A 25,220-nucleotide genomic window follows, 5' to 3' on the forward strand; every position below is an offset into this window, starting at 1 on the left:
GTCAAATGTTTTTCTTTTATTTCATAACAAAAGAAGAGAGCCCCCTCAGGAGCCCTCCTTGCCAGATGATGTTTAAAAGATAACTCCCAAGGCAATAAGGATTAATATTGCGATAGCAATAATTCCAACGCCAACACCCGTCCCAACAACAGGAGGAGCTACCGGACAACCACAACCTCCACCATATCCGTACATAATATTATACCTCCTTCATTTTTTAGTCATCGACTATTTTGAATTCTGTCACGAGGGTTTAGAATACAATTCCCATTGCAATGAGGAGTAAAATTATTACAACCACTATCGCAATGCCAGCTCCAACACCACCGCCACAAGCTGCACCAGCTCCGAATGCCATATTAAATCCCCCTTTCACTCTTCTGATACAGTATACGTTTTGCCCCTTAATTTGTTCCATATTATTCCAATTACTCCCACTGCGTAAAGAAGGATCGTTATCCCTATCTAGGGCAACGATCCTTCTTACTCATTCATATCCTTTTTTTTACTCATCTTTAAATCAATTTCTATATCGCCTTTTCTCCACTATCCCCAGTTCTTATCGTATAACAATTTTCCACGTTGGACACAAAGATCTTTCCGTCTCCAATCTCGCCTGTTCGTGCTTCTTGCCTAATTACTTGGATTATCTCTTCTACGTATTGGTCCATAACAACAATTTCAATCTTAACCTTAGGGATGAGATGGACTGTATACTCCACACCCCGATATATCTGCGTGTGCCCCTTTTGTTTGCCACACCCAATTACTTGAGTCACCGTCAAACCGTTGACACCGTGATTACCTAACGCATCTTTCACATTGTCCAGCTTTCCTGGACGGATAATCGCCTCAATTTTCTTCATTTAGAACCCTCCCACTCAGATTTAACCTTGGTACAATCAATTTTCACCTTGACTCAATTAACTCAGCTTAAACCCAATTAACCCTGAATAGCTCCAACTTAGTCTAAGAGTATAAAACTTAAATGAAATCCGGATAAGCCTCTTCTCCATGCAAGGATAAATCCAAACCAGTTGCTTCCTCATCATCGCTAACACGAAGTTTCGTCACCAAGCTTACCGCTTTTAAAATTATGAACGTCCCTACCACGGCAAACACCACTGTGATCAAAACACTGAGAGCCTGAATCCCTAAGAGTGACATATTCCCGTAGAATAATCCATCCGCTCCAGCTGAATTAATGGATTTTGTGGCAAAGATTCCGGTCGCCAAGGCTCCCCATGTCCCGCCAATTCCATGACATCCAAAAGCATCCAAAGCATCATCATACCCGAATTTCGCTTTCATTAGACTGATTCCATAATAGCAAACTACCCCACCGACAAAACCAATAAATATCGAAGAAAGCGGGGTCACAAATCCTGCGCCTGGTGTTATGGCCACTAAACCTGCGACTGCACCACTGGCAGCACCGAGCATCGTTGATTTTCCTCTGTGAATGCGTTCCACAACGGCCCAGGCTATAGCCGCTGCAGCTGCAGCAGTATTTGTATTCACAAAGGCCATACCAGCTAAACCATTCGCTCCTAAGGCACTTCCCGCATTAAACCCGAACCAACCAAACCATAGTAGTCCTGCTCCTAAGACGGTCATAGGTACCTGATGTGGTGCCATCGAGTCTTTACCTAGTCCTTTACGCTTTCCGAGCATCAGGGCCGCTACTAATCCAGAGTATCCCGAACTAATATGCACTACATTTCCCCCTGCAAAGTCTAAGGCTCCGAGAGTTCTTAGGAAACCACCAACACCCCAGACCCAATGGGCCAATGGATCGTAAACAAAGGTTGCCCATAATAGTACGAAAGCAATAAATGCTGGAAAACGCATTCGTTCTGCAATGGAACCGCTTATCAAAGCGGGAGTGATAACAGCAAACATCATTTGAAACGCCATAAAGACAATCGCCGGAATGGTCGCTGCGTAATCTGGATTAGGATCTATTCCTACTCCATTCAAACCCAACCAGTTTAAACTTCCAATGATACCGTGAAAGTCTGGCCCAAAAGCTAAAGTATATCCTACAACAATCCACTGAAGTGACATAATACCAATAATGATCCAACTATGCATGAGGGTACTGAGTACATTCTTTTTACGTACCATCCCTCCATAAAAGAGCGCTAAACCCGGTGTCATCAGGAAAACCAGAGCTGTCGAAATCAAAATAAATCCTGTATCTCCCGTATCCATAATCATTCCTCCTCTTAAATTAAAAAGCGCTTTGAGGTACTCTTTCGAGTAGTCTCAAAGCGCCTTTGCTTTGCTGTAATCTCTTTTCTAACCCATGGGTTTTCGGCTGTGCACACCTTATGTTTGGTATTGTAGCACGGGAATTAACTGTCTGCAATACTTTCTCTACTTGAATCCTGTATACCTTCCATGAGTCCAAAAGTCCATATATCCACCCTAACGATACAGTTGCGTCATCACGGTCATTAAGGCCGGCCCGATATAGGGGGCATAGATTAAATCTAAGAATAAGAATAGGATTAACCCCACTACTCCGCCAATCATCGAACCATTGATCCGGATCCATTGAAGATCATTACCCGCCTTGTCCTCAATAAATTGATTGAGATCTTGATCCGTGTACGCTGAAAGCGTCTCTCTAACTATGTTTCCGATCAGATCATGTTCATTTTGAATCACTTTGCATAAGGTATCAACTATGAAGGAATTAATCTTTTCTCGAAGTGCCGTATTTTCCTGAAGGCTGTCCCAATACCTTTCTACAAAAGGATGCAACGTTCGATGTAGTGCATTCGGCTCTGAGGAAGTTGCGGGAGAGACCACAACGTTTATTGCTTCCTGAATAAGCGTTTCTAAGAATTCCTCAAACAAAGGCTCGGCCAAGAGATCTTCTTTCCAACGCTCAACTTGTAAAGCAATTCGAATATCCTGGTCTGATTCGGCTAGTTTATTCAAAAGGGTGCTTTTCAGAGCTATACGTAAAGGATGTTTGGGCTCTTTGAATTTACGCAAGGTTAGAAGCAACTCCACTTGCAAGGCGTCGGCTGCATCATCAAGATTTAACCCATCAGACATTTCCACGAATCCCATTAAAGTACGAAATATTGACCCGCCATTGCCTAATTTCTCTTCTTTAATCTCCTCTAGATAATCCAAAATAGCCCGGCGTGTTTCCCCTTCTGCAGCTTTATCCCATAATCCTTCAGCTAAGCCATCTAGCCCTTCATCGATATATCCATGTTCTAGAGCCCACTCACACAAAGCAGGTACTTTCGACGACAGGTTCCACCCCTTGGCTTTGTCGCGAAGGAACACGGCGAGCTTCTCTGCTAGGTTGGCAGAATCCTGTTTCTCGACATAACGCCGCAGATAACCTGAAATCTCACCTGTTAGATAGGCTGACCCGCCTTGCTTTTCCACATATTGCTGGATACCCACAACGAAAGGAATCCCTTCGATTTTTTTACGAATCACATCCATTCGCAAAAGTTCTTTTTGAACCATAGATGCCACAGCTTCAATCACCTTTTCCCGGTTTCGGGGAATTAGTGCAGTATGATAGCCCCAACCAAGTGGCTTTTTGAAAATCGCAGTGACCGCAAACCAATCGGCAATTCCACCCACTAAGGCTGCTTCTGAGACGAAATAAAACAGCCTGATTCCAAAGTTATTAGGGTAATAATGTTCTAACAGTGCCGCAATCAAGAAAAAGAGGAAAACGGCTGCCAAGATCACATTTGCCTTTTTGTGATAATTCATGAGCGTAACACCACCCCGAGTACGTAGATCAATACTCCGACCAATCCACCGACGACTGATCCATTGATCCGAATCATTTGCAGGTCATTCCCGGCCTTGTCCTCTATCAATTCAACGAGCGTTTCATCTGTCAAAGGGTCTAACCCCTCACGAACCATACGTCCAATCGCATTGTGGTGATAGGCAATCTGTTTTTCGAGAATTTGTTTGATCCCTTCATCCATCTTCTGCCTCAGATCAAGATTACGCTCTAGTTTTTCGAGGTAACCATCCCAATTGTCCTCTAAATTACTAAAAAACTTCTCAATTAAAGCTTGTATCTCGAATGCCTTTACAGTGCTCCCATTCAGGGCCTGGATGATAAAGGCATTGAGTCGTTCTTGGAGCGAAGAATTAGTTTTGAGTTCTAACGTTAAGCGGAGCAATGAATCCTTCAACCACCGCTCGACCGTACCATCCTGTAACGTTATTTTAACCTTTTCTTGGAGTCCTTTCGCCAGAATCTCAGGTGAGGGAAGGAACTTTCCGATAATTTTACGCGTGGGATTATTATCCCCATATCGCATTAAGGCAGCCTCTATCATCTCCGTTAAAGCACCACTCACCAAAGGTTGGTCCATAAATTCATAAAATGTCCGGCAAATAACCGTCAGCGCCTGATCAACATCTCCATGTGCCAGGGAAAACTCGACTATTTCAGCAAGAGTTCGAGAGAGATTCAAGCTATGCACGTTTTCTTCAACTACGCTCCGAATCTGCTGTTTAAGCTTGTCCGGCTCAACATGGTGTTCGATATCCTCCGCGAGATTGGCAAGTAATAGACTCACAGCCTCACGAACGTCCTGCTCTGCAAATATCCGGATCAGCACTCCAGAAAGATTCCAGGCGGATAGTTTACGCTTAAGTACGTCTTGCGAAAGTAGTTCATGCTGTACCATATCAGCCAAAGCCGCATAAATCCGTTCCCTGTTCTGCGGAATAATCTCCGTCCGTAGCACCTTACCCGGTCGAATTCCCAGCGGACGCCGAAAGAGCGCGGTTACTGCAAACCAATCAGCAAGCCCCCCGATCATCCCAGCAGTGCAACCACTAGAGATGAGTCCACCTACAAAACTAGTATGAAATGGGTAACTTAACAAAAATCCAAGGGTAATTCCCCCAAGGGTTAGATTAGCACTCTGGGTATTATTTCTTTTCTTCACCATTATTTCTTCCACCTACATCAAACATTAATAAATATCCATGCGCAAACGCTTCAGAAAGCACGCAAACAGCGCCGCAGGACTCCAATTTGCTCATACATCCCCCGTCATCTCGAGCCAGAGGAAGTTTCTTAGCTTAGAGAGCACTTTAGTGGAATTGCGTCAATGAGAGCAGGCAATGAAGCGTTAAGAAACGCTAGAGGTTCACATGCAGAATAGCCCAGAGGTTTAGCGTTTTAGCTTCGTCGCCAAGCGAATAGCAATGGAACGTATGCGAACGGGCTAAGAAACTTCCTCCCTATTTTAGTCTATTTTCTATTCTTGTACCAGTGGAGGGCGTGCGTTCACTCTAATTTTACTCCCAAAGAATAAGACGATCAGCCCCAATAGGGCGGCTCCAGTGACATATGGCAAACCCATACCTATTCCAAAAAGGGCTCCGCCGGTCACAGGACCCAATATTCTCCCTAAACTTGCAAAGGACTGAAAAAGGCCTAGGGAGGCACCTTGCCCTTGCGTACTTTGTTTCGTGACGAGACTGGAGCTTGTTGGAACCATCAAAGAATTACCTACCATGAAGATCACGGTGGACGCTACTAAAAAAAAGATGTTCTTATAATCCGCGGACAGGATGATAAGTAGAAGGCCCACTGCACATAAGACTGCACCGGTGTTCACGAGCTTAGTATCTCCAAATTTCTTCACCAATTTGCCGATAAGTCCACCCTGAACAATCACAGCGAAAACACCCAAAATGGCAAATGTGACCCCCATGTCCCGAGGACCGAAGCCCACCTTCGCTGCTGCTAGTAAAGCAAACGTACTCTCAAACATGGACATAGTAAAACTCAAGACAAAATTAAAAGCAAAAAGTGCAAACATAGGGTCTTGTAACACGGCTAAAGTAAGTCTAGGCCTTTTACGGCCCGAAAGGTTAGAGGTCGGTTGCTTCAGGGATTCCGGCAAGAATGCCCACGTGAACGGCAGAAGCAATAAAGCCAAACCTCCAGCCACAAAGAAAGGCAAAGAGAAACTGTAGTGACCGAGCAAGCCGCCTAGGGCTGGACCGAAGATCATGCCAAGTCCCATCGCTGCTCCAATCAATCCCATCCCCTTCGAGCGTTCCTCGCCTACTGTAATATCCGCTAAATACGCCATCGCTGTCGGAAGCGTCGCCGATGAAACCATTCCAGACAAAGCACGAAGTCCAATCAGCAAATATAGGTTGTTTACCAACCCGAACATTAGAAAGGTTAGACCATACCCGCTCAACCCTATAAGAATAACCGGTCGTCTACCAATACGATCAGACAGTCTGCCCCAAAAGGGTGCGAAAAAGAACTGCATGATGGAATAGGCGGACATAAAAATCCCTAGGGAAAGTGCTCCCCCGCCTAACTTATTCACAAAGAATGGAAGGATGGGAATCACGATACCAAATCCCACCATGACCAAAAACTGTATAATTAGCAAGATCACCATTGGACCCATCGGTTTTCTCCGCATATAAAAAACTCCTATTTCTCCGTTTTGTTTACCCCGTTGATTAACAAAGGATTTCAAAGCAATTATTTCTCATCTGATGCTAAACTATCCAGAACAGCGTTCAACTGTTCTAAGGCCTTATTAAATTCCGCCACTTGAAGGGCATCCAGCTTTTTAAAGATCTGTATAAACTTTGTTTCTCTTTCCTTTTCAAAAGCATTTAAAGGCTCAATTCCCTGTGGAGAGAGTTGGATAAGGACCACTCGACGGTCTTCCTCGCTACGAGTTCGTGTGATGAGACCTAACTTATAAAGACGATCCACAAATCCAGTGACTGCTCCCAACGTAATCCCGAACTGTTGTGCAATATCAGAGGGTGTACAGGTTTCTCTACGTTCCAAATATTTCAGAAACATCATTTGGTGCATGGATAATTCGCTATGTTCAGGCATTAGGAAGCATTGGTACTTTTTCCAAACACTCCTAAATAGAAGGTCTGTCTCCTCCATGAGAGCAACTTCTTTTTCTTCGATCACAGGTTATCACTCCTTTAAAATATACGCTACTGTCGCTCCTGAATTTAGTTAGCTACTCACATAAAGGCCTCGCTTTTCCCTAATCGTAACTCTCGTGGTTAGGAACACTCCAAGGGTTCTTTGTAATTCGATTGTAAGCTCATGAAATAGTTTATGTCAATAAGTAATTGATTTCCTTTTTCATAAGTGCCCAGATTCATTGCTTTCTTCTTACTTATTTTTTCAAGTTCGTACGTAAATCTTGGAGAAGTGGGAAGTATAAAGCATATCTCTCAATAAAAGGAGGATTACTATGTGCGACAACCCCTCAACCGATCATCTTTTTCAGCAGCTCGATGACTATATTGATAGCCTCCCCTATAAAAAAGAAGACCTAATTGTTATCCTCCATCAAGCTCAAGCACTCTTTGGATACCTCCCCGATAAAGTACAATGGCATATCGCTCAGAAACTGGACATTCCTTCCGCTAAAGTCTACGGCGTTGTAAGTTTTTATTCTTTTTTCACTATGAAACCTCGAGGTAAACACGTTGCCAACGTTTGCATGGGCACGGCCTGTTTTGTGCGGGGCTCTGAGAAACTACAAGCAGAAGTCGAAAAACAACTGGGAATTAAAACGGGACAAACCACGACTGATCATCTCTTTTCTTTGGATTCTGTGCGCTGCATTGGGGCCTGTGGCCTTGCCCCAGTCATGACGGTGGATGGAAAAGTTTATGGGCGCCTTAACGATCCTAAGGAAGTTGAACATATCTTAGCGACCTACGAAACGGAGAATCAGATCTCAGAGACCGTCGTACATTAGAGCGTCTGAATAGGTCCCTGGTACAGCACTCTTAAATCGCTTTAATACGTAAGACCGTCATTAAAGGAAGGGAAGCCATCATGAAGCTCAAAAACACAGACGAACTAAATGCCCTAAAAATCCAAAACCTCGTTCTTCTTGAAAATCGGCGTGTACCTAATAACTCTGCTAATACTTCAGAATCGCAAGACAGACCAAGGCACGTTATGGTCTGTGGAGGAACCGGTTGTCATGCCTCAAACAGTCCAGAAATAGCCAAACTTCTCATTCAAGAACTACAACGACGCGGATTATCTGATAAGGTTCAGGTTCTTCAAACGGGTTGCTTTGGTTTTTGCGAAAAGGGACCCATTCTTGAGATTCACCCCGATAATGTCCTCTATGTTGAAGTTTCAACCGAGGATGTAGCTGACATCGTCGAAGAACATTTCATTCAAGGGAAGCTAGTGGAACGCCTTCTCTATATCGATCCAAATACCGAAAAGCGTTTTGCGTCTGACCTCCCCTTTTACCATAGTCAGCTTCGCATTGCGCTACGAAATTGCAGCTATATTGCTCCTGAAGACATTCGTGAATATATCGCCGCCGACGGCTATCAAGCCTTATCTAAAGTCCTTTTCAATATGAGTCCAACCTCAGTCATAGAAGAGATTAAAAAAAGCGGACTCCGTGGGCGTGGTGGCGGAGGATTTCCTACAGGTACGAAGTGGGAATTAACACGTCAAAATGAGGCTAAACAACGATATATCATTTGCAATGCGGATGAAGGGGATCCAGGCGCCTTTATGGACCGCTCTATCTTAGAAGGCGACCCTCATAGCGTTTTGGAAGCCATGCTCATCGCGGGTTCTTCGATCGGAGCTTCCCACGGATTCATCTATATCCGAGCAGAATACCCTTTAGCCATTCATCGTTTAGAAATCGCAATTAAACAAGCCCGACAATACGGATTACTCGGGGAAAAGATCTTGGGCAGTGAATTTTGCTTTGACGTTGAGATAAAATACGGAGCCGGTGCCTTTGTCTGCGGGGAAGAGACCGCACTTATTCATTCCATAGAAGGAACCCGAGGAGAGCCTTCGGTTAAACCCCCCTTCCCTGCCCAACAAGGACTCTGGGGAAAACCTACCTGTGTCAACAATGTGGAAACCTTGGCTAACATCCCCCCTATTATTTTAAAGGGCGCTGACTGGTATGCTGGAATCGGCACAGAAAAAAGCAAAGGGACCAAAGTGTTTGCTTTAGCTGGTAAGGTCAATAATGTTGGACTTGTGGAAGTCCCTATGGGGACAACCCTCCGAAAAATAATTTTTGACATTGGCGGAGGAATCAAACGCCACAAATCATTTAAAGCCGCGCAGACAGGAGGTCCTTCTGGCGGGTGTATTCCAGCCAAACACCTGGATACTCCCATTGATTATGAATCCCTAATTGCCATCGGCTCTATGATGGGCTCCGGGGGGCTCATCGTCATGGATGAAGGGGATTGCATGGTCAATATCGCTAAGTTTTTCCTCGAGTTTACGGTCGATGAATCCTGCGGGCGCTGTACCGCTTGCAGAGTGGGCACCAAACGTCTTCATGAAATTCTAACCAAAATCACGGAAGGCAAGGGGGCCTTAGATGATTTAGATAAGCTCGAAAAACTGTGCAAGACGATCAAGGTCTCTTCCCTCTGCGGGCTTGGGCAAAGTGCACCCAATCCGATTCTTTCCACGATAGAGTATTTCCGAGACGAATATCTAGCCCATATCGTTGATAAAACCTGTCCAGCCGGGGTTTGCAAAAGCTTGCTTAGGTATCACATCACAGACAAATGCAAAGGATGTACACTTTGTGCCAAGCACTGCCCCGCCGGTTGCATCACAGGATCAACCAAAGATCGTCACATCATCGACCAAGAACGTTGCTTAAAATGCGGAGCATGCATGGAGAAATGCCATTTCGGTGCCATTAGTCATCATTAAGCTACCCTGAAGGAGGACTCTGTATGGATATTCAGCTTACCATCAACGACGTATCTGTTACTGTACCAGAAGGAATGTCCATCTTAGATGCAGCTCGCACCATAAACATCGATATTCCAACTTTATGCTATCTCAACCTTCACGAAATGAGACTCAATAATCACATCGCTTCCTGCCGAGTCTGCTTGGTCGAAGTTGAGGGACGTCGTACTTTAGCCCCCTCCTGTTCAACCCCTGTCTCCAGTGGCATGGTCGTTAAAACGGATACGCTTCAAGCCATTCAGGCGAGACGGACCATGGTTGAACTCCTTCTTTCAGACCATCCCAAATCCTGTTTGACCTGTCCCAAAAATCTAGATTGTGACCTCCAGTCGCTTGCAGCGGATTTAGGCGTGCGTAACATCTCCTATGAAGGGGAAGAATCAGAGTTTGAAATCGATAAATCCAGTTTGGCAATCATTCGTGACCCAAACAAATGTATTCGTTGCCGCCGCTGTGAAACGATGTGTGATGATGTTCAGACCGTGGGCGTTTACTCTGCCGTAGGGCGCGGTTTTGAAACTGTTGTCAAAACGGCCTTTGATCTACCGCTTCACGAGACGTCTTGTACGTTCTGTGGACAATGTTTAGCGGTCTGCCCCACTGGCGCCTTAATGGAATTAGACCAAGTTGATAAAGTGTGGAAGGCTCTCAACGATCCGACACGCTATGTTATTGTCGAAACGGCACCTGCTGTACGAGTCGCCCTCGGAGAAGGTTTTGGATTAGAACCAGGGACGATTGTCACGGGGAAAATGGTTGCAGCCCTGCGTAAACTTGGCTTCGACCGTGTCTTTGATACTGAGTTCGGGGCTGATGTGACGATTATGGAGGAAGCAACGGAATTAATTCATCGCATAGAACACGGCGGTCGTCTGCCTATCCTCACCAGTTGTTGTCCGGCCTGGGTCAAGTTCTTTGAACACCAATTTCCAGATCTGCTAGACATCCCTTCAACCTGTAAATCTCCCCATCAAATGTTAGGGGTCTTAGCTAAAAGTTACTATGCGGAAAAGTATGGGATTGATCCTAATAAAATAACCGTTGTCTCTATCATGCCATGTGTAGCCAAGAAATACGAAGCAGCCCGCCCTGAGTTAGGGCAAGACCCCGTCACCCCGGATGTGGACATCGTCATCACTACCCGAGAACTTTCGCGCATGATTAGAGAAGCTGGCATTCATTTTGATCACCTCAAAGATGAAGAGTTTGATCACCCCTTAGGAGAATCAACCGGTGCTGCCGTGGTTTTTGGAGCCACCGGCGGAGTAATCGAAGCGGCGTTGCGGACTGCCTACGAATGGCTGACTGGTCAACCCTTAGAAAATGTCGAATTTGAATCTCTTAGGGGAATGGATGGGATAAAAGAAGCAGTCATCCCCATCGGCGGGCGAGACTTTCGGATTGCAGTCACACACGGTCTAGGTAATGCTCGTACTATTTTAGAAAAGATACAAGCAGGGGATGCCCATTATGACGCGATCGAAATTATGGCTTGCCCAGGGGGATGCATTGGGGGTGGTGGACAGCCCTATCACCATGGCAACCTTGAAATTCTCAAGGCCCGAGCTGCTGCCATTTATCAAGAAGATCGCTCCAAACCCTTGCGCAAATCGCATGAAAACCCAGCTGTCCTTGCTCTCTACAAGGATTTCATTGGCGAACCCTACGGAGAAAAGGCGCACAAATTACTTCATACCAGCTTTACGCAGCGGAGAAAGATATAAAATTAGCCCAAAAGACTACCCCTTTATTAAAGGGTAGTTTTTTGGGTTATCCTATTTCTTATTTAGACCCTAGACTTCTCTTCAAGTGTTTATTTGTTATCATTTAGTCCTTAACAAATTAAAATGATTAAATGCAGATAGTTGCTTTGTGCAATGATGTGCTAAAATAGAGCAATAATAAGACTTTATGCGGAGGAAATGATGCAACACGAATTCTCAAGAACTGAACTTCTGATAGGACACTTTGGTTTGGACAAGCTTCGCAAGAGCACGGTCATGATTTTCGGGGTCGGAGGGGTGGGATCCTTCACCGTGGAAGCGCTGGCTCGTGCAGGTGTCGGGCATTTAATCCTGGTAGACTTTGATGATATTTGTTTAACGAATATCAACCGCCAATTACATGCCCTCCACTCCACCGTTGGCGAAGCCAAGGTCGAAGTCATGAAACGTCGGATTTTGGAGATTAATCCAAAGGCCAATGTGGAAACAATTAAAGAGTTCTATACTTCCGCTGATGCGGACCGTTTACTTGAGCGTAAACTAGACTATATTGTCGATGCCATCGATACCGTTTCTAGTAAAGTAAATTTGGCGAAAGAATGTTTACTTCGCAAAATTCCCTTGATCTCTAGCATGGGGGCTGGAAACCGCCTGACAGCCGAGAACTACAGGGTAACAGACATTTCTAAGACGAGTGGAGATCCGCTTGCCAAAGCCATGCGCAAACTACTTCGCAAAGAAGGAATTACCCAGGGAATTAAAGTGGTATCTTCCCCTGATCTTCCACTTCCTCCGCTCTCAACAGAAGCAGATTGTAAAAATAACTGTATCTGCCCAAGCGGGGATGCCCACTGTGCAGAAAAACGCCAAGTCCCAGGAAGTATTTCCTTTGTTCCACCCGTTGTTGGACTTCTGATAGCCGGGGAAGTCGTGCGGGATCTCTTACTGGAATAAGAAGTGGTGAATATCTCAACTTGGAGTTTCCAAAATGAAAATAGTCTGTAACAAACTAAAAAACGAGTTTATTACAGACTATTTTAGTTGTTTAAATTCATCCCAATGATTCGATGATTTGTTTTATCCAGCTTGTTGGTCATCGTCCTGAAAACCAGAAGAAAACTACCAATATCAATCAGCAAATCTCCGATACTAAACACTTGTTTTCTCAGCCCCAAGATATCCAAATAGAAGCGATCCGCCAAGAAGCTGAGGTGTGTCGCCACTGTCATCAACCCGTGAGTCCCTTGCCCCCCTAATAATGCATGACGACTGGTCTCTGGAAGAAATAAGGGGTCGACTGGCATGACTCCACCGTTTGTAGCAATTACGAGGGTATTAAGCAAAATTCCTAACGTGAGCCAATGCATTCCGGGTAGTAATATATTACGCACAGCGAATATTAACAATAAAAAATAGGACACCGTATCGAGCACTGGACTGAACCAACTGAGACCTATCTCCGCTCCTCTAACAGCAGCCCAATAGACGCCACTCTGTATCAATAAAGCCAAAGGGACCAACCAAAATTCCCGAAGGACCAGCTGGCTTAGCCGACTTAGTTTGCCCTTTCTCAGAAGGCTAAACGCCGCCCCAAGAATCAACGTTTCTATAAGCATACTCTACCTCTAAAATCTTAAAATAACTAAGCGATCTGTATTCGTTCAGCACTAAGCATCTCTCTTGACGTTTCCTTTGTAACCACTTTACAAAAGACTTCAACCATTGCTGGATCTAATTGTGCTCCAGCAACTCTTTTAAGCTCTTTAATAGCTTCGTCATACGTATTCCCCTTGCGATAGCTACGGTCTGAAGTGATCGCATCATATGTGTCTGCTACGGCAATAATCCGTGAATCTAGTGGAATCTCTTCCCCTTTGATTCCATCTGGATAGCCCTTCCCATCATAACGCTCGTGGTGATGGCGAACCACATTTCCGATATCGAACATAAATTTAATGCTTTTAATAATCTTTTGACCAATGATTGGATGACTGCGAATTGATTCCCACTCTGAGTCCAGGAGTTTCCCCTCTTTGTTCAAGATTATCTCGCTAACCCCTATCTTTCCTACGTCATGCAAAACTGCTGCGTATTTGAGAAGTTCTATCTTGTCTTCACTCATTTCGATTGATTCGGCCATCATTACTGCCAGTTGCTCAACTCTAGAGGAGTGTCCGCTTGTGTACGTATCTTTCGCTTCAAGTGCCTGAACCAAAGCTTGGACCGTGTTAAGGTAATTTTCTCTCATGTCCATGTAGAGTTGAAAAGAATGACGGGAAATTAATAATGGAATAAAGAGCAGGAAGAGCCCAACTGAACCGTAATTATTATAAATCAAAGCCATAAGCAAACCAAGAGGTGCCAAAGCAACAAAGTTTGGAATTGACCAGCGAATATTCCCCAGCCAAATGTGCCAAGGGGATTTGGTTTGTAATCCACCTAAGGCAATTGCCACCACTGTCATATTTGTTAGCATATAAGCCAATGCCGCCAAAAGATAAATAATAATGGCCTGAGGTTCGACGCTAAAACCTGTTCCTGTAGTCTTAAGTACCACGCCTGCTACGCCTAACGATACTACAAACTGTGAAGCATTAAACACCCTTTTGAAAAATGGTTCTCCCCGTACTTCCTTCCCAAAAACCAACATTCCGCCAATAAGGGCTACGGATGAAGAAACCCCTAAAGGGAAAAGAATGGCTACACTAAGGAACACAGCAAAGCCCACAGTCACAAATCCACCCCTGGGTAATGAAACTGGCAAAGATTCACTGGCAGCTGCAAGTAAGCCGAAAATCAGCAAATGAAAGATATCTTTTGAGGACCACTCCATTTGACATATTGCCCTAAGCCAAATTATTAAAGCTAATAGTGTCATTAAAATAAAAAGCCGGACAAAGGCCTTCGGCAGATTCTTCATTTCCCACCTCATATATGTTCTGGCCAACCAACTTTCACAATCAGATTCTGTAGTTTGCGCCTCCGGCAAGAACGAGAGTAACGAGAACAGTGATAGCCTTAAATAATTTGCTCATACGGTAAACCTCCTTGATTTTTTGTATCAAAGGGACAGTCTAACCGCTTCGCTCTTTCTTCGTTCCGCTGTTTTTCCGCTTCGCTATAGGGGATTAAAACAGGGTTACTCTAAATCTAATTGTGATATGGTCGGCCAAAGTCAGCACATTATTTTTGGTTGTTTCTAAGAAATTTAAGTTTCCGATTAACCGCGTCAAGAGTTGCCTTAACCACGGCTTCTCGATCGTCGTTTCTGACTAAAGCACATCCTGTCAGGGATTGTTCACCTGAGGGTACAATCATAGTTATGGCTACCAAAGCAACTTGCTGCTTTGCTAAGTGTGTAATTCCAACATCCTCAGTGACGAAGTGAAATTGATCCAAGGTTAGAGGCGCAAGTGCCTTAAGTGTTGCCTCAACGAATAGACGCAATTTATTATGAGATGAAGATGGTCCCTGTGCAACTCCCTCCATGAGCTTGTCACCTGTTAACAGCTCCACCTTAACTTCAGCCATCCCGTTAACGGTTCTAAGTGTTACTCCGACCAATTTAGGTCGCGTTGACTCGACGACCGCGAATGTTCCTTCCTCATTATCGTCCACTTGTGCTACGCTGATCTTCTTATGGTCAATTTGTAAATCGAATTGAGCAGCCAGACTTGACTCAACATCCCTGACGATCTGCTTAGGTGATCGTCCAGAGCCCGCCAGAATATGGACTTCTTCAATTTCTCCTTGATTATTAACGTTGATTCGAGCAGCTATCACTGATTTGATTTGCCTAATGGCCTGCTCCCAGTCTTGAATTGAACAAGGCACCTCTGACATGAAAACACTCCTCAGTAACCCAATTGCTATTTAACCCATTATGAGGTATTTTCGACGTTCGGCGATGTATTCCTCCCTTCTTTCCGTCAATAGTGCCAAAACTTTCATCATTTTCTCTATTTCGAACACTAAAAATACCATTGAAAAAGGAAATAGACTACCTCTTGAAGGCAGTCTATTTCCTTTTTGTTAAATATTGGTTTGGTTCGCTATTACGCCATGAACATTTTGATATCATCTTCTACGTTACTGATTCCAGCAATCCCGAAGTTATCAACCAAGACCTTAACGACATTCGGGGACAAGAAGCCTGGAAGTGTCGGTCCTAAGTGAATGTTTTTCACGCCCAAGTGCAGAAGGGCCAGTAAAACGATGACAGCCTTTTGCTCGTACCAAGCAATATTATAAGAGATCGGGAGTTGATTAATATCATCCAAGCCAAAAACTTCTTTGAGTTTCAAGGCGATCACAGCTAAGGAATAGGAGTCATTACATTGTCCGGCATCGAGAACTCTCGGAATCCCACCGATGTCCCCTAGGTTCAGTTTATTATATTTGTATTTTGCACACCCTGCAGTAAGAATTACAGCATCTTTGGGCAGCGCAGCCGCGAAATCAGTGTAATAGTCACGACTCTTCATGCGGCCATCGCAACCTGCCATGACGAAGAAACGCTTAATAGCTCCAGTTTTTACAGCATCAACGACTTTGTCAGCGAGGGCTAGAACTTGATTGTGGGCGAAGCCCCCCACGATCTCACCCGTTTCGATTTCGGTCGGTGCTGGGCAACTTTTGGCATGTGCAATCAACGCAGTGAAATCCTTAGGCTTTCCATCTTTGCGATCAGCGATGTGCTTAACCCCTTCAAATCCAACAACACCTGTGGTATAAATGCGGTCTTTGTAGGAATCTTTTGGGGGAACAAGACAGTTAGTGGTCAAGAAAATTGGCCCATTGAAGGAATCGAATTCTTTATCTTGTTTATACCAAGCATTTCCGTAGTTTCCGACAAAGTTATCATATTTCTTAAAGGCTGGGTAATAGTTGGCTGGGAGCATTTCACCATGCGTATAAACATCCACACCCGTCCCTGCAGTCTGAATGAGCAATTCTTCGAGGTCTTTTAGGTCGTGACCGCTGATAAGAATAGCTGGGTTATTTCTGACCCCAATATTTACTTTGGTGAGTTCTGGATTACCGTAGGTCGTAGTGTTGGCTTTATCAAGTAAGGCCATCACATCAACTCCGTATTTACCTGCTTCTAAGACCAAACCAACCAGACCATCAGCAGCGAGAGTGTCATCCAGTGTAGCTGCTAGAGCCTTTTCGATAAACGCGAAAATACCTGCGTCTTTATACTCGAGAGTATATGCATGCTCTGCATAGGCAGCCATTCCTTTTAATCCGTAGGTGAGCAATTCTCTGAGTGAACGAACATCTTCATTTTCCGTTGTTAATATTCCGACAAGCGCCGCTTTCTCCTCAAACTCATCTGCAGAGGCCGTCCAAGTTGCTGCATCATTTAAGTTCTCTGGAATCGTGCCGCCCGCTTTAATGATTTCTTGTTTGAGTCCTTCGCGTAGGGTGAGACCTTCTTGGATTCGCTCTATGAAACGACTTCTGTCGAAGTTAGCGTTTGTGATCGTAGCAAAAAGACTTTCCATGATAAATTTATCAATATCCGGACGAACAATACTCATGCCACGTGCCTGAACCGCATAAACAGAAATTCCTTTTAATGTATAGATTAGAAGGTCTTGCAATTTGGCAACGTTTTCGGTTTTTCCGCATACCCCTTTGATCGTGCATCCAGTTCCTTTGGCGGTTTCTTGACATTGATAACAAAACATACTCATGAATTGTTTCCCCCTAAATTTTATTTCAATTTTTTGTTGTGCTCAAGTTGACTAAGCTTAGTTTAAATCAAATCCGACCATTGGACCGTGATTAGAAAGATTCTTTTGGTGTGAGATTAATCACACCCCAGCTTTTCTGAATACTATCTTCGCATTGCAGAGTTCGTTTGTTGAGATTAAAGTTCCCGATACGTTCATAGCAGGCCTTGCTATTCTTCGTGGACATAATTTAGACATTTAAGACAGGTTTATGCCTATAGCTGGCATTTAAGCACATTCCTCAGTATAATTAAACTCGAAAAAAAGCTTTAACCTTGCTGATGGAGGGAAATAAAAATGAAACATGATCCTAATATAGAACCTGAACTATCTAAGAGCGTATTCCTTGCTGACGGATGCAAAGTAATGGGCGATGTAACCATTGATGAAGACTCCAGTGTATGGTATAACTCAGTCATTCGGGGTGATCTTGCTAAAATTAGTATTGGTAAATGCTCAAACATTCAAGATCTAGTGGCTATTCATGTCAACGAGAACCAACCCGTAATTATTGAAGACTATGTAACGATTGGTCATTCTGCTATTCTTCATGGATGTAAGGTTGGCAAAGGCTCGCTGGTCGGAATGGGCGCGATTATTCTTGATGGCACCGTTATTAATGAGGAAACTTCAATAGCAGCGGGAACCCTCGTTCCAGGAAATAAAACCTATCCCCCTCGCGTAATGCTGATGGGAGTACCTGCACGAGTGGTGAGAGAGCTTACTGAAACGGAGATAGTATCCATGCGCGCAACGGCGGAACGATATGTAAATAAAGCAAAGAAATCCCTCACACAGAGGAAAAGTGGAGGAGAAACGGAATAGTATTTAAATGAACAATTTGTTAAATGATGATTCTTCAAAAAACTAAGGTATCGGCTTGCGTCGATGCCTTAGTTTTTTCATGCAACCCGCTAGCATATAACTGTCAAACGCCAGTTTTAGCATAATGCCGTTTTATCCAAACGATTAATTCAATTTATACTTTAAAATATTCTTGTTGTAACTTGAGTCTAAGATACTTCGGTGCACATATTAGGACGACCATGAGTAAAATACATTATTCAGGCGTAAGGACACGCTGACTTATTACCAAACAGTACTAAATGACAGAAGAATTGTGAGGGGTAAAAATGGCCAAAAGAGTTTATAAACTAAAACCAGACACGGAAGACCTTCGTGACAGAGTGTATAGAGCTACTGTCTATAAAACGAAAACGGTCCTGCCGAAGAGTGTAGACCTTCGGTCCGGCTGTTCACAAATTGTCGACCAGGGAGAGTTGGGAAGCTGTACGGCCAATGCCATTGCTAGCGGTCTGCGAGAATATTGGGAAAACAAGGTTGGATCGTTAACCCTGCTAAGCCGCTTGTGGCTTTACTGGGAAGAAAGGTATCTAGAAGGAACCGTTAGTGAAGATGCAGGAGCTATTATTCGAGACGGCATGAAAATCCTTCAACAACTAGGCTGTGCACCAGAGGCAGATTGGCCTTACGACATTTCTAAATTTACGCAAACACCCCCTGTAAAAGCTACTACAGACGCAGCACAATTTAAAATTAATGAATACCATAGGGTGACAGACTTAACATCATTGAAGACTGCTTTGGCCGAAGGTTATCCAGTTGTGATCGGTATAAAGGTATTCGAAAGCTTTGAGTCCGACAAAGTAGCACAGAACGGGATTATCCCCCTTCCGAAACTCTGGGAGAAGTTCCTAGGAGGCCATGCGGTCTTAGCGGTAGGCTACAAAGATGAAGTAAGGAAGGGTCAGGGCTATGTGATTTGCCGAAACTCCTGGGGCGAAAGCTGGGGAGATAAAGGCTATTTTTATCTCCCTTATGACTATTTTGCTAACTATGTAACGGATATGTGGACTGGAAAATAGAATCATTATTGAAATATCCATTTTGATATTATTAATAGCTCCAAAGACAAAGGGACTTGCCTTAATAAGCGAGTCCCTTTGTCTCCGATAAAAAACCCTAAGTCTTGATTACTAAAGATCGATCAGTTTGATATTCTGATCTTGAATTTTGCCATTTTTATCGTTAAGTAAAGATATGAAGGCCGATACCAAAACAGGATCAAATTGAGTGCCCGCACATTTTTGCAATTCTTCTAATACTTGTTCAAACGTTCCTGCCGAACGATAAGGACGACTGGAAGTAATCGCATCGACCGTATCGGCAATACTAACAAGACGAGCTAGAAATGGAATGTTTTCGCCACTTAAGCCGTCTGGGTAGCCTTTTCCATCGTAACGTTCATGATGATGTCTAATAATCGGCAAAATTTCTCTGGCAAAGTTTAACTTGGAACAAATGGTCTCACCCCGCTCTGGGTGAGACTTCATGATTAACCATTCCTCTCTTGTTAAAGCGCTCGGCTTATTTAATATCGCATCCGGAATTCCAATCTTCCCAATATCGTGCAAAATTGCTGCGCGGTAAATATTAACTTGATCAACCTTGCTTAAATCCAGGAACCTTGCAAGCTCTAGCGCATAATCTTTCACCCGTTCTGAATGTCCATGTGAATACGGATCTTTTGATTCAAGAGCAAGTGTAAGTGTAAAAATAATGTTCTGGGATTCATCAAGTGCGGAGAGCGATTCATGGAGGTTATGATTAGTCGTAGTGAGCAGTTGATTGGCTTTTTCCAGCTCAGTTTTCTGATGTTCGATTGTTTTCCTGCTCAGAAAATCCTTGACTTTAGCATTATAAAGTATGATCGAAAGAAACCACGCAACCACAGCAAGTATTGTACCATTAACGTAATGCCCTCTTAAAATTGCAGGATTTTTCTGGATAAATGTAATTCCTATTATAAATATTGAATAATTAGTCAAATAGACCCCCAGGCTAGTTAATGGTTTAAAATTATTCATTATGGCAATTGCAAATGCCCCAATAATAAATACTGTTATCTCACCATGAATACATTGATCGACAATCGAGGTCAAGGCACAATCCAGAATAACGAAATATGCCAATAACAAAACAATTAATAGCTTACATCGTATTTGCTTAGGCTCTATATCTCTATATATGTGAAAAAAAGGTAATAATATCAGCATTATAAGAAAAAGTAGAAGGTGTGTATAAAAAAGATATTTATACCCTGGCAATAACGTCCACAGCCCTTTTTGCATATTAAGGCGGTCCGTAAAAAGAAGAACCATCGAAACCATAAATAATATAAAATTTAAATTTTTTGAACGATCGAAATTAGAATTTATAAGTTCTTGGTCAAATTTATTTTTTTCACTAATGGGAATATACCCAGACATACTTTTTGTTTGTACCAATGCTAATAGCTTGTTCTTCAAAGACATTTCATGCACCATAACTTTCGAATTTAGTTTGGCGGAAACCGACCCTGAGTATATAACTGATTAATCTACAAGATCTTAGCTTCAACCAAGAATATTCTTAAATTACATTTTACATGTCGAATTTACAAACTTCAATAGGTAAATAGCCCTATATTCAGCACTGCCACGATGTCACACGTTTTCTCCAAAACTTATAAGCGAAGGCAAAGCAAACTCTATTTCATTCTGGCAGCAATATAATTTATTGACTCATTAATAAAGCCAACTTCATGCATATAACTTAGCACTTTGGAAAGATATTCAACATCTATCTCTGGCCAATCAAAACCTACCCGATTCAAATAGTTGATGGTAAAATTCGAATCTATAGTAATAGCATTACTTAAATTCAAGCTCTTATTAAGACTTAGATCGGACACAAGACCACTTAGTGTTTCCTTTCCTTCTTTTGTTACTGAGAGCTGTGCAATATAAGAATCAAATTCTATGTTAGATAGTGTTCGCACAGGAATATTTAGCGCCCTTAAAAAACTCAGGAGTTCGATTGCCTTAATCTTTTGATGATTAAATATATGGAACACCAAACCATTAGCCTGGTTAACCTTAATAATATTCACAATACCTTTGGCGCAGTAGTCGACCGGCGTAAACTCGATACTTTGATCGAGGAAACTTTCAGGGATAACCCTTAACGCCACTAGAGACTTAATTCTACGATAAAATGAATTTTGATCGATGTTGTGCTGAAACTTACCATCTTGGAAGCGTCCGGTTACGATACCAACCCTAAAGATAGATGCCCTTAACCCTCTAATTCCAGCTTTAAATACCTGGTTCTCCGCGGCAAATTTACTTCGTACATAGACGTTGGTTTTGTAATCCTGCCCAATAAAAAAGTCTTCTTCTCTAAAAACTGAATTGACTTTGCTTTGGCCAACCACAAAATCTCCTGATATGCTGATCGTGGAAATGTGGTTCAACTTCTTGTCGAACCTCAAACAAAAATCGATTACTTCTCTAGTCCCTTGAACATTATTTTTCTCGAATTCACTGTAATTTCCATAGTGTTTGACCAACGCACTGCTGTGTATTACTGTCTGTACCTTTTGAGCAAGATCATAATAGGAATTATCGTTTAACCCAAATTGCTCTAAGGAGATGTCCCCTTCAACCACGATAATTCTAGTTTTCAAAGGGACCGTAAGTGAGGGGAAATAGAAACTTATCAATTCGTCCAATCTTGCTTTAGCCTGATTTCCCCGTACCAGGCAATAGATTTCTTTATTTGTTTGAACGAGTAACTCCCAAAGTAGGTGTATTCCCAAAAAGCCTGTCGCACCCGTCAAAAGCACATTACCTGTATCCATTGGTTTGATAATAATTTCTGTTGGCCTTATCCTGCTGGAGATATAAATCTCTTCTTCATTTCCTTTATCTTCTTGGACCCAACCAGAAATTTTAGAGGATAGTTGCCTAATGGTAGGACATTCATAGAAATCCTGGGCATTGAGTTTCCATTCGTAAGATAAGGCACCAGACATGATTTCAAGGATTGTTAAAGAATCTCCCCCCAACGCGAAAAGGTTATCATCAATTCCAATTCGTTCTACTTCAAGAGCTTCTGCCCACAACATAGCTAGTTTCCATTCCAGATCATTTCCGGGAGCAACATACACATGGGTTAACTGACCCAAATCCATTTCACATAGTTCAGGTAAAGCGCGGCGATCGATCTTATCATTTGGAGTCAGCGGCATTGCCTTGAGCCAAGTAAACCAATTAGGAACCATGTAGTTTGGCAAAGTCTTTAACAGATGGCATCTCAAATCCTCATTGCTTGTTCCGCTTTCACCAGTTAAGTAAGCACATAGATGTTTCTTGCCCGCTTTGTCTTCTCTAACCGCTACAATTGCCTCTTTAACTGCGCTATGTGCTGATAGGCAGGCTTCAATTTCTTCAATCTCAATCCTGAAACCTCTGATCTTTACTTGATTATCATTTCGGCCCAAATATTCTATTTCACCGTCGGGAAGCCATCGTCCCAAATCCCCTGTCCTGTACATTGTTTGGCCGGTAATAAATGGATTAGCCAAGAATCGCACTTTGGTCAATTCGGGGTTACCTAGATAGCCCAAGGAAACTCCATCCCCAGCGATATAGATTTCGCCTTCTGACTCGATAGATACAGGTGATAAATGCTCATCAAGGATATATACCTGTGTATTGGCGAAGGGTTTTCCGATCGTAATAATTTCGGAATTGGTCACATTTTTTATTGTTGACCACACCGTTGTTTCTGTTGGGCCATACAGATTATAGATTTTGGCACTGGTAACATTTTTTAGACGGGATAACAATGTAGTTGGAAACTCCTCTCCCCCAATTAAAATGTGGGATAAACTATTTAGGCATTCCTGGCACTGTTGCTCATCCAATATTAGTTTCATTCTTGACGGTGTGGATTGTAAAACTTCAACTTGGTTTTTAGCAATAAGGTCAAAGAGATACTTGGGTATCGTTTGTTCTTTCTCATTAGCGATAATGACCTTCATTCCTTTGGTTAAGGGCAAAATAGTCTCTAAAAAGAAAATATCAAAGGAGATGGTTGTTATAGAAACGATAGTTTTATTCTCAAGATAAATATTACAGGCGATACCGTTTATAAAATTGCACAAGGCACGGTGATGAACCATAACCCCTTTGGGTTTGCCAGTCGACCCCGATGTGTAAATCACATAGGCTAAGTCATCAGCATCAACCTTATTATCTTTATCTAAATTAGCAGTTTCAGAAGTATAGGCAGTAGTATTACTCAACGAAATATTAACAAGCTTACAATTTGCAGTTAATTTAATATCAGGATTGTCACTATCCGTAAGAATCAAGCGAGTATTACTCTGATGAAGCATATAGGCGATTCTTTCACTAGGGTAGCCGGGGTCTATAGGCAAATAAGCTGCTCCGGCTTTAAGAATCGCTAGAATACCTATGATCATTTCCAAAGATCTATTGAGCAACAACCCTACAATTGAATTCCGTGTCATCCCTTGGCTCTTGATATAACGGGCAAGTTGATTGGCCCTCTCGTTGAGTTCACGGTAAGTCAATCTTCTGTCACCAAAAACTATAGCTATGTCATTGGGTGATTTCACAACCTGGTCTTCAAACAGTTCAGACACCGTCTTGGCTTCATACGGTAATTCAGTCTGATTAAACTCTATTAACAGCGTATTTAACTCGTCCTTAGAGAACATTTGTAGTTCTTTAAGCCTCCTACTTGGGTCTTGTAGCACATCTGTCAAGAGATTACACATGTTGCGGTGCATTTGATCGATGTCTTCCTCGCTGTAAACTTCAAACAAATAGTCATAATCCAATACTGGTAAGCCTGTGTCATCCCTGTCACTAATACATATCGACAGAGAGTTAGACTGAGCACCAGAGTAATTCCAGGTTCCCTCGTACTCAATCACTGAATCAAGCTTATTATTGTGATAATTCAACGCAACATCCACAAGCGTTCCAGAAAATTGATGCTTTTCACGGAAATCTTTTAATATACAGCTATGGGGATACCGTTGATTTCTCATAAATTTTTTTAACTCTCTGAATGACTCATTAACAAAAGCAAGAAAATCAAGACTTGGCTCAACATATATTCTGGTAGGAATATTGTGCATAAACATCCCAACTGTGTTTTTTTCCATTTTGCCCGACCGGTTTAAAATAGGGGTCTCAATCGCGATATCCTTCTTATTATTTTTCTTAGAAAGGTATAAGGCAAGAAGTGCGTAAAAGACACTAAACGCCGACACTTTATTCAACTCACAAAAACTGTGCAGTTTAGTACTCAGTGACTGGGATAGAGGATAACTTTTCCTTTTTCCAGCTAAGCTGATAAAACCTTTGTTATGTGTGACGGATATAAACTCAGGAACTGTCTCAAAAACATTCGACCAGAATTCCTTGTGCTTTTCAAAACGTTCGGAAGCCAGATAATCTAGTTCGCCATTAATATGGTCAATAAAGGAAGGCTCCTTGATAGTTTCCGAATAAATACCGTTTATTAGTTTCCAATATTCTTTCAAAGTCTTTCTGATTACCAGAACGACTCCCCATGCGTCAGTAGTCGTATGATGGAATTTGAAGAAACAGATATTTTTTTGCTCACCTAACTTAATCACAGCAAAGTAAAAAAGCTCGGAATCGATTAAGGCAAATGGGGTTTCTGCCATTTGCCTTTCCCATAGTCTATAGTCTAGTTCTCCATCTCCATAACTAAAATCCAGTATTTCATACGTCTTATGTACAAAGTCTGCAAAATATTGTTTTGGCGTCCCATCATGATCAACCAATCTAATGCGAAGAGCATCATTTTGTTCTATTACTAAATTAATGGCTTCATTCATTAAAGTATAGTTGATTTCCTCGCGAATAATCGCAGTTGCCGATAAAACAGCTTGACTTGTACCTGGATATAAATTATCAGCAACCCAGATAGATTTCTGAGCGTTTGTTAAAGGATATAACTTGTTCATGCTTATTACCTCCTATTGAAGTCAAACTCTTTTCCGGACCATCACAGTTGTCCTATTCGATGAGCCCTCTAAGCACTGTTGAAACAATTATTATA

19 protein-coding genes are annotated in these 25,220 nt (G+C 42.6%); 6 read left to right on the forward strand and 13 right to left on the reverse strand.

Going from position 1 to position 25,220, the window contains the following annotated elements:
- Positions 1 to 72 precede the first annotated feature (72 nt).
- The 7 genes from E4K68_RS21355 to E4K68_RS03235 all read right to left on the reverse strand — a co-directional run bounded on the left by E4K68_RS21355 (position 73) and on the right by E4K68_RS03235 (position 6,976).
- Positions 73 to 195, reverse strand: coding sequence for a hypothetical protein (locus tag E4K68_RS21355; RefSeq protein ID WP_282432960.1), 123 nt, complete (start codon positions 193 to 195; stop codon positions 73 to 75).
- A gap of 332 nt (positions 196 to 527) precedes the next feature.
- Positions 528 to 866 carry a P-II family nitrogen regulator gene (locus E4K68_RS03210; RefSeq protein WP_135377312.1) on the reverse strand — a complete coding sequence of 113 codons (339 nt, stop codon included), beginning with the start codon at positions 864 to 866 and terminating at the stop codon, positions 528 to 530.
- 118 nt (positions 867 to 984) lie between these two features.
- Entirely contained in the window at positions 985 to 2,214 is a 1,230-nt protein-coding gene (locus tag E4K68_RS03215; RefSeq protein WP_135377313.1) for an ammonium transporter, read from the reverse strand.
- A 216-nt stretch (positions 2,215 to 2,430) separates the two neighbouring features.
- Positions 2,431 to 3,753 carry a DUF445 domain-containing protein gene (locus tag E4K68_RS03220; protein WP_135377314.1) on the reverse strand — a complete coding sequence of 441 codons (1,323 nt, stop codon included), beginning with the start codon at positions 3,751 to 3,753 and terminating at the stop codon, positions 2,431 to 2,433.
- A complete protein-coding gene (locus E4K68_RS03225; RefSeq protein WP_135377315.1) occupies positions 3,750 to 4,958 on the reverse strand; it encodes a DUF445 domain-containing protein in 1,209 nt (402 codons plus the stop codon). Before E4K68_RS03225 ends, E4K68_RS03220 begins: the two co-directional genes overlap by 4 nt.
- Positions 4,959 to 5,270: 312 nt before the next feature.
- Complete coding sequence (locus tag E4K68_RS03230; protein ID WP_135377316.1) at positions 5,271 to 6,461, reverse strand: MFS transporter; 1,191 nt, start codon at positions 6,459 to 6,461, stop codon at positions 5,271 to 5,273.
- A 62-nt stretch (positions 6,462 to 6,523) separates the two neighbouring features.
- Positions 6,524 to 6,976, reverse strand: coding sequence for a MarR family transcriptional regulator (locus E4K68_RS03235; RefSeq protein WP_135377317.1), 453 nt, complete (start codon positions 6,974 to 6,976; stop codon positions 6,524 to 6,526).
- Positions 6,977 to 7,268: 292 nt separating this feature from the next.
- Between E4K68_RS03235 and E4K68_RS03240 the strand changes: the two genes are divergently transcribed.
- The 4 genes from E4K68_RS03240 (at position 7,269) to E4K68_RS03255 (ending at position 12,468) form a co-directional block, all read left to right on the forward strand.
- Positions 7,269 to 7,781 carry an NAD(P)H-dependent oxidoreductase subunit E gene (locus E4K68_RS03240; protein ID WP_135377318.1) on the forward strand — a complete coding sequence of 171 codons (513 nt, stop codon included), beginning with the start codon at positions 7,269 to 7,271 and terminating at the stop codon, positions 7,779 to 7,781.
- A gap of 80 nt (positions 7,782 to 7,861) precedes the next feature.
- Complete coding sequence (locus tag E4K68_RS03245) at positions 7,862 to 9,748, forward strand: NADH-quinone oxidoreductase subunit NuoF (RefSeq protein WP_135377319.1); 1,887 nt, start codon at positions 7,862 to 7,864, stop codon at positions 9,746 to 9,748.
- A 23-nt stretch (positions 9,749 to 9,771) separates the two neighbouring features.
- Positions 9,772 to 11,514, forward strand: coding sequence for an NADH-dependent [FeFe] hydrogenase, group A6 (locus E4K68_RS03250; RefSeq protein ID WP_135377320.1), 1,743 nt, complete (start codon positions 9,772 to 9,774; stop codon positions 11,512 to 11,514).
- Positions 11,515 to 11,715: 201 nt separating this feature from the next.
- Positions 11,716 to 12,468 carry a tRNA threonylcarbamoyladenosine dehydratase gene (locus E4K68_RS03255; protein ID WP_135377622.1) on the forward strand — a complete coding sequence of 251 codons (753 nt, stop codon included), beginning with the start codon at positions 11,716 to 11,718 and terminating at the stop codon, positions 12,466 to 12,468.
- An 83-nt stretch (positions 12,469 to 12,551) separates the two neighbouring features.
- Here the strand turns inward: E4K68_RS03255 and E4K68_RS03260 are convergent, their stop codons facing one another.
- The 4 genes from E4K68_RS03260 to hcp form a co-directional block, all read right to left on the reverse strand.
- Positions 12,552 to 13,130, reverse strand: a complete 579-nt coding sequence (locus E4K68_RS03260) for a DUF5317 domain-containing protein (RefSeq protein WP_135377321.1) — start codon at positions 13,128 to 13,130, stop codon at positions 12,552 to 12,554.
- A gap of 26 nt (positions 13,131 to 13,156) precedes the next feature.
- On the reverse strand, positions 13,157 to 14,434 hold the full coding sequence (locus E4K68_RS03265) for an HD-GYP domain-containing protein (protein WP_135377322.1): 1,278 nt from the start codon (positions 14,432 to 14,434) through the stop codon (positions 13,157 to 13,159).
- Between the two features lie 263 nt (positions 14,435 to 14,697).
- Positions 14,698 to 15,357, reverse strand: a complete 660-nt coding sequence (locus tag E4K68_RS03270; protein WP_135377323.1) for a hypothetical protein — start codon at positions 15,355 to 15,357, stop codon at positions 14,698 to 14,700.
- Positions 15,358 to 15,569: 212 nt separating this feature from the next.
- Positions 15,570 to 17,213, reverse strand: coding sequence for a hydroxylamine reductase (hcp, locus tag E4K68_RS03275; RefSeq protein WP_135377324.1), 1,644 nt, complete (start codon positions 17,211 to 17,213; stop codon positions 15,570 to 15,572).
- A gap of 336 nt (positions 17,214 to 17,549) precedes the next feature.
- Between hcp and E4K68_RS03280 the strand changes: the two genes are divergently transcribed.
- Positions 17,550 to 18,077: a gamma carbonic anhydrase family protein gene (locus E4K68_RS03280; protein ID WP_135377325.1), complete on the forward strand. Its 528-nt coding sequence runs from the start codon at positions 17,550 to 17,552 to the stop codon at positions 18,075 to 18,077.
- A gap of 308 nt (positions 18,078 to 18,385) precedes the next feature.
- Positions 18,386 to 19,138, forward strand: a complete 753-nt coding sequence (locus E4K68_RS03285; protein WP_135377326.1) for a C1 family peptidase — start codon at positions 18,386 to 18,388, stop codon at positions 19,136 to 19,138.
- Between the two features lie 111 nt (positions 19,139 to 19,249).
- Here E4K68_RS03285 and E4K68_RS03290 read toward each other — a convergent pair whose 3' ends face one another.
- Entirely contained in the window at positions 19,250 to 20,560 is a 1,311-nt protein-coding gene (locus E4K68_RS03290; protein ID WP_243450246.1) for an HD-GYP domain-containing protein, read from the reverse strand.
- 242 nt (positions 20,561 to 20,802) lie between these two features.
- Positions 20,803 to 25,125 carry a non-ribosomal peptide synthetase gene (locus E4K68_RS03295; RefSeq protein ID WP_135377327.1) on the reverse strand — a complete coding sequence of 1,441 codons (4,323 nt, stop codon included), beginning with the start codon at positions 25,123 to 25,125 and terminating at the stop codon, positions 20,803 to 20,805.
- Positions 25,126 to 25,220: the final 95 nt, after the last annotated feature.

It is taken from the genome of Desulfosporosinus sp. Sb-LF, assembly GCF_004766055.1.
In the GTDB taxonomy this organism is placed as follows: Bacteria; Bacillota; Desulfitobacteriia; order Desulfitobacteriales; family Desulfitobacteriaceae; genus Desulfosporosinus.

What these genes read in the sequence shown, in the direction of transcription:
- E4K68_RS21355 (WP_282432960.1), bottom strand. Translation starts at nt 195, where the DNA reads ATGTACGGATATGGTGGAGGTTGTGGTTGTCCGGTAGCTCCTCCTGTT.
- E4K68_RS03210 (WP_135377312.1), bottom strand. Translation starts at nt 866, where the DNA reads ATGAAGAAAATTGAGGCGATTATCCGTCCAGGAAAGCTGGACAATGTG.
- E4K68_RS03215 (WP_135377313.1), bottom strand. Translation starts at nt 2,214, where the DNA reads ATGGATACGGGAGATACAGGATTTATTTTGATTTCGACAGCTCTGGTT.
- E4K68_RS03220 (WP_135377314.1), bottom strand. Translation starts at nt 3,753, where the DNA reads ATGAATTATCACAAAAAGGCAAATGTGATCTTGGCAGCCGTTTTCCTC.
- E4K68_RS03225 (WP_135377315.1), bottom strand. Translation starts at nt 4,958, where the DNA reads ATGGTGAAGAAAAGAAATAATACCCAGAGTGCTAATCTAACCCTTGGG.
- E4K68_RS03230 (WP_135377316.1), bottom strand. Translation starts at nt 6,461, where the DNA reads ATGCGGAGAAAACCGATGGGTCCAATGGTGATCTTGCTAATTATACAG.
- E4K68_RS03240 (WP_135377318.1), top strand. Translation starts at nt 7,269, where the DNA reads ATGTGCGACAACCCCTCAACCGATCATCTTTTTCAGCAGCTCGATGAC.
- E4K68_RS03245 (WP_135377319.1), top strand. Translation starts at nt 7,862, where the DNA reads ATGAAGCTCAAAAACACAGACGAACTAAATGCCCTAAAAATCCAAAAC.
- E4K68_RS03250 (WP_135377320.1), top strand. Translation starts at nt 9,772, where the DNA reads ATGGATATTCAGCTTACCATCAACGACGTATCTGTTACTGTACCAGAA.
- E4K68_RS03255 (WP_135377622.1), top strand. Translation starts at nt 11,716, where the DNA reads ATGCAACACGAATTCTCAAGAACTGAACTTCTGATAGGACACTTTGGT.
- E4K68_RS03260 (WP_135377321.1), bottom strand. Translation starts at nt 13,130, where the DNA reads ATGCTTATAGAAACGTTGATTCTTGGGGCGGCGTTTAGCCTTCTGAGA.
- E4K68_RS03265 (WP_135377322.1), bottom strand. Translation starts at nt 14,434, where the DNA reads ATGAAGAATCTGCCGAAGGCCTTTGTCCGGCTTTTTATTTTAATGACA.
- E4K68_RS03270 (WP_135377323.1), bottom strand. Translation starts at nt 15,357, where the DNA reads ATGTCAGAGGTGCCTTGTTCAATTCAAGACTGGGAGCAGGCCATTAGG.
- hcp (WP_135377324.1), bottom strand. Translation starts at nt 17,213, where the DNA reads ATGAGTATGTTTTGTTATCAATGTCAAGAAACCGCCAAAGGAACTGGA.
- E4K68_RS03280 (WP_135377325.1), top strand. Translation starts at nt 17,550, where the DNA reads ATGAAACATGATCCTAATATAGAACCTGAACTATCTAAGAGCGTATTC.
- E4K68_RS03285 (WP_135377326.1), top strand. Translation starts at nt 18,386, where the DNA reads ATGGCCAAAAGAGTTTATAAACTAAAACCAGACACGGAAGACCTTCGT.
- E4K68_RS03295 (WP_135377327.1), bottom strand. Translation starts at nt 25,125, where the DNA reads ATGAACAAGTTATATCCTTTAACAAACGCTCAGAAATCTATCTGGGTT.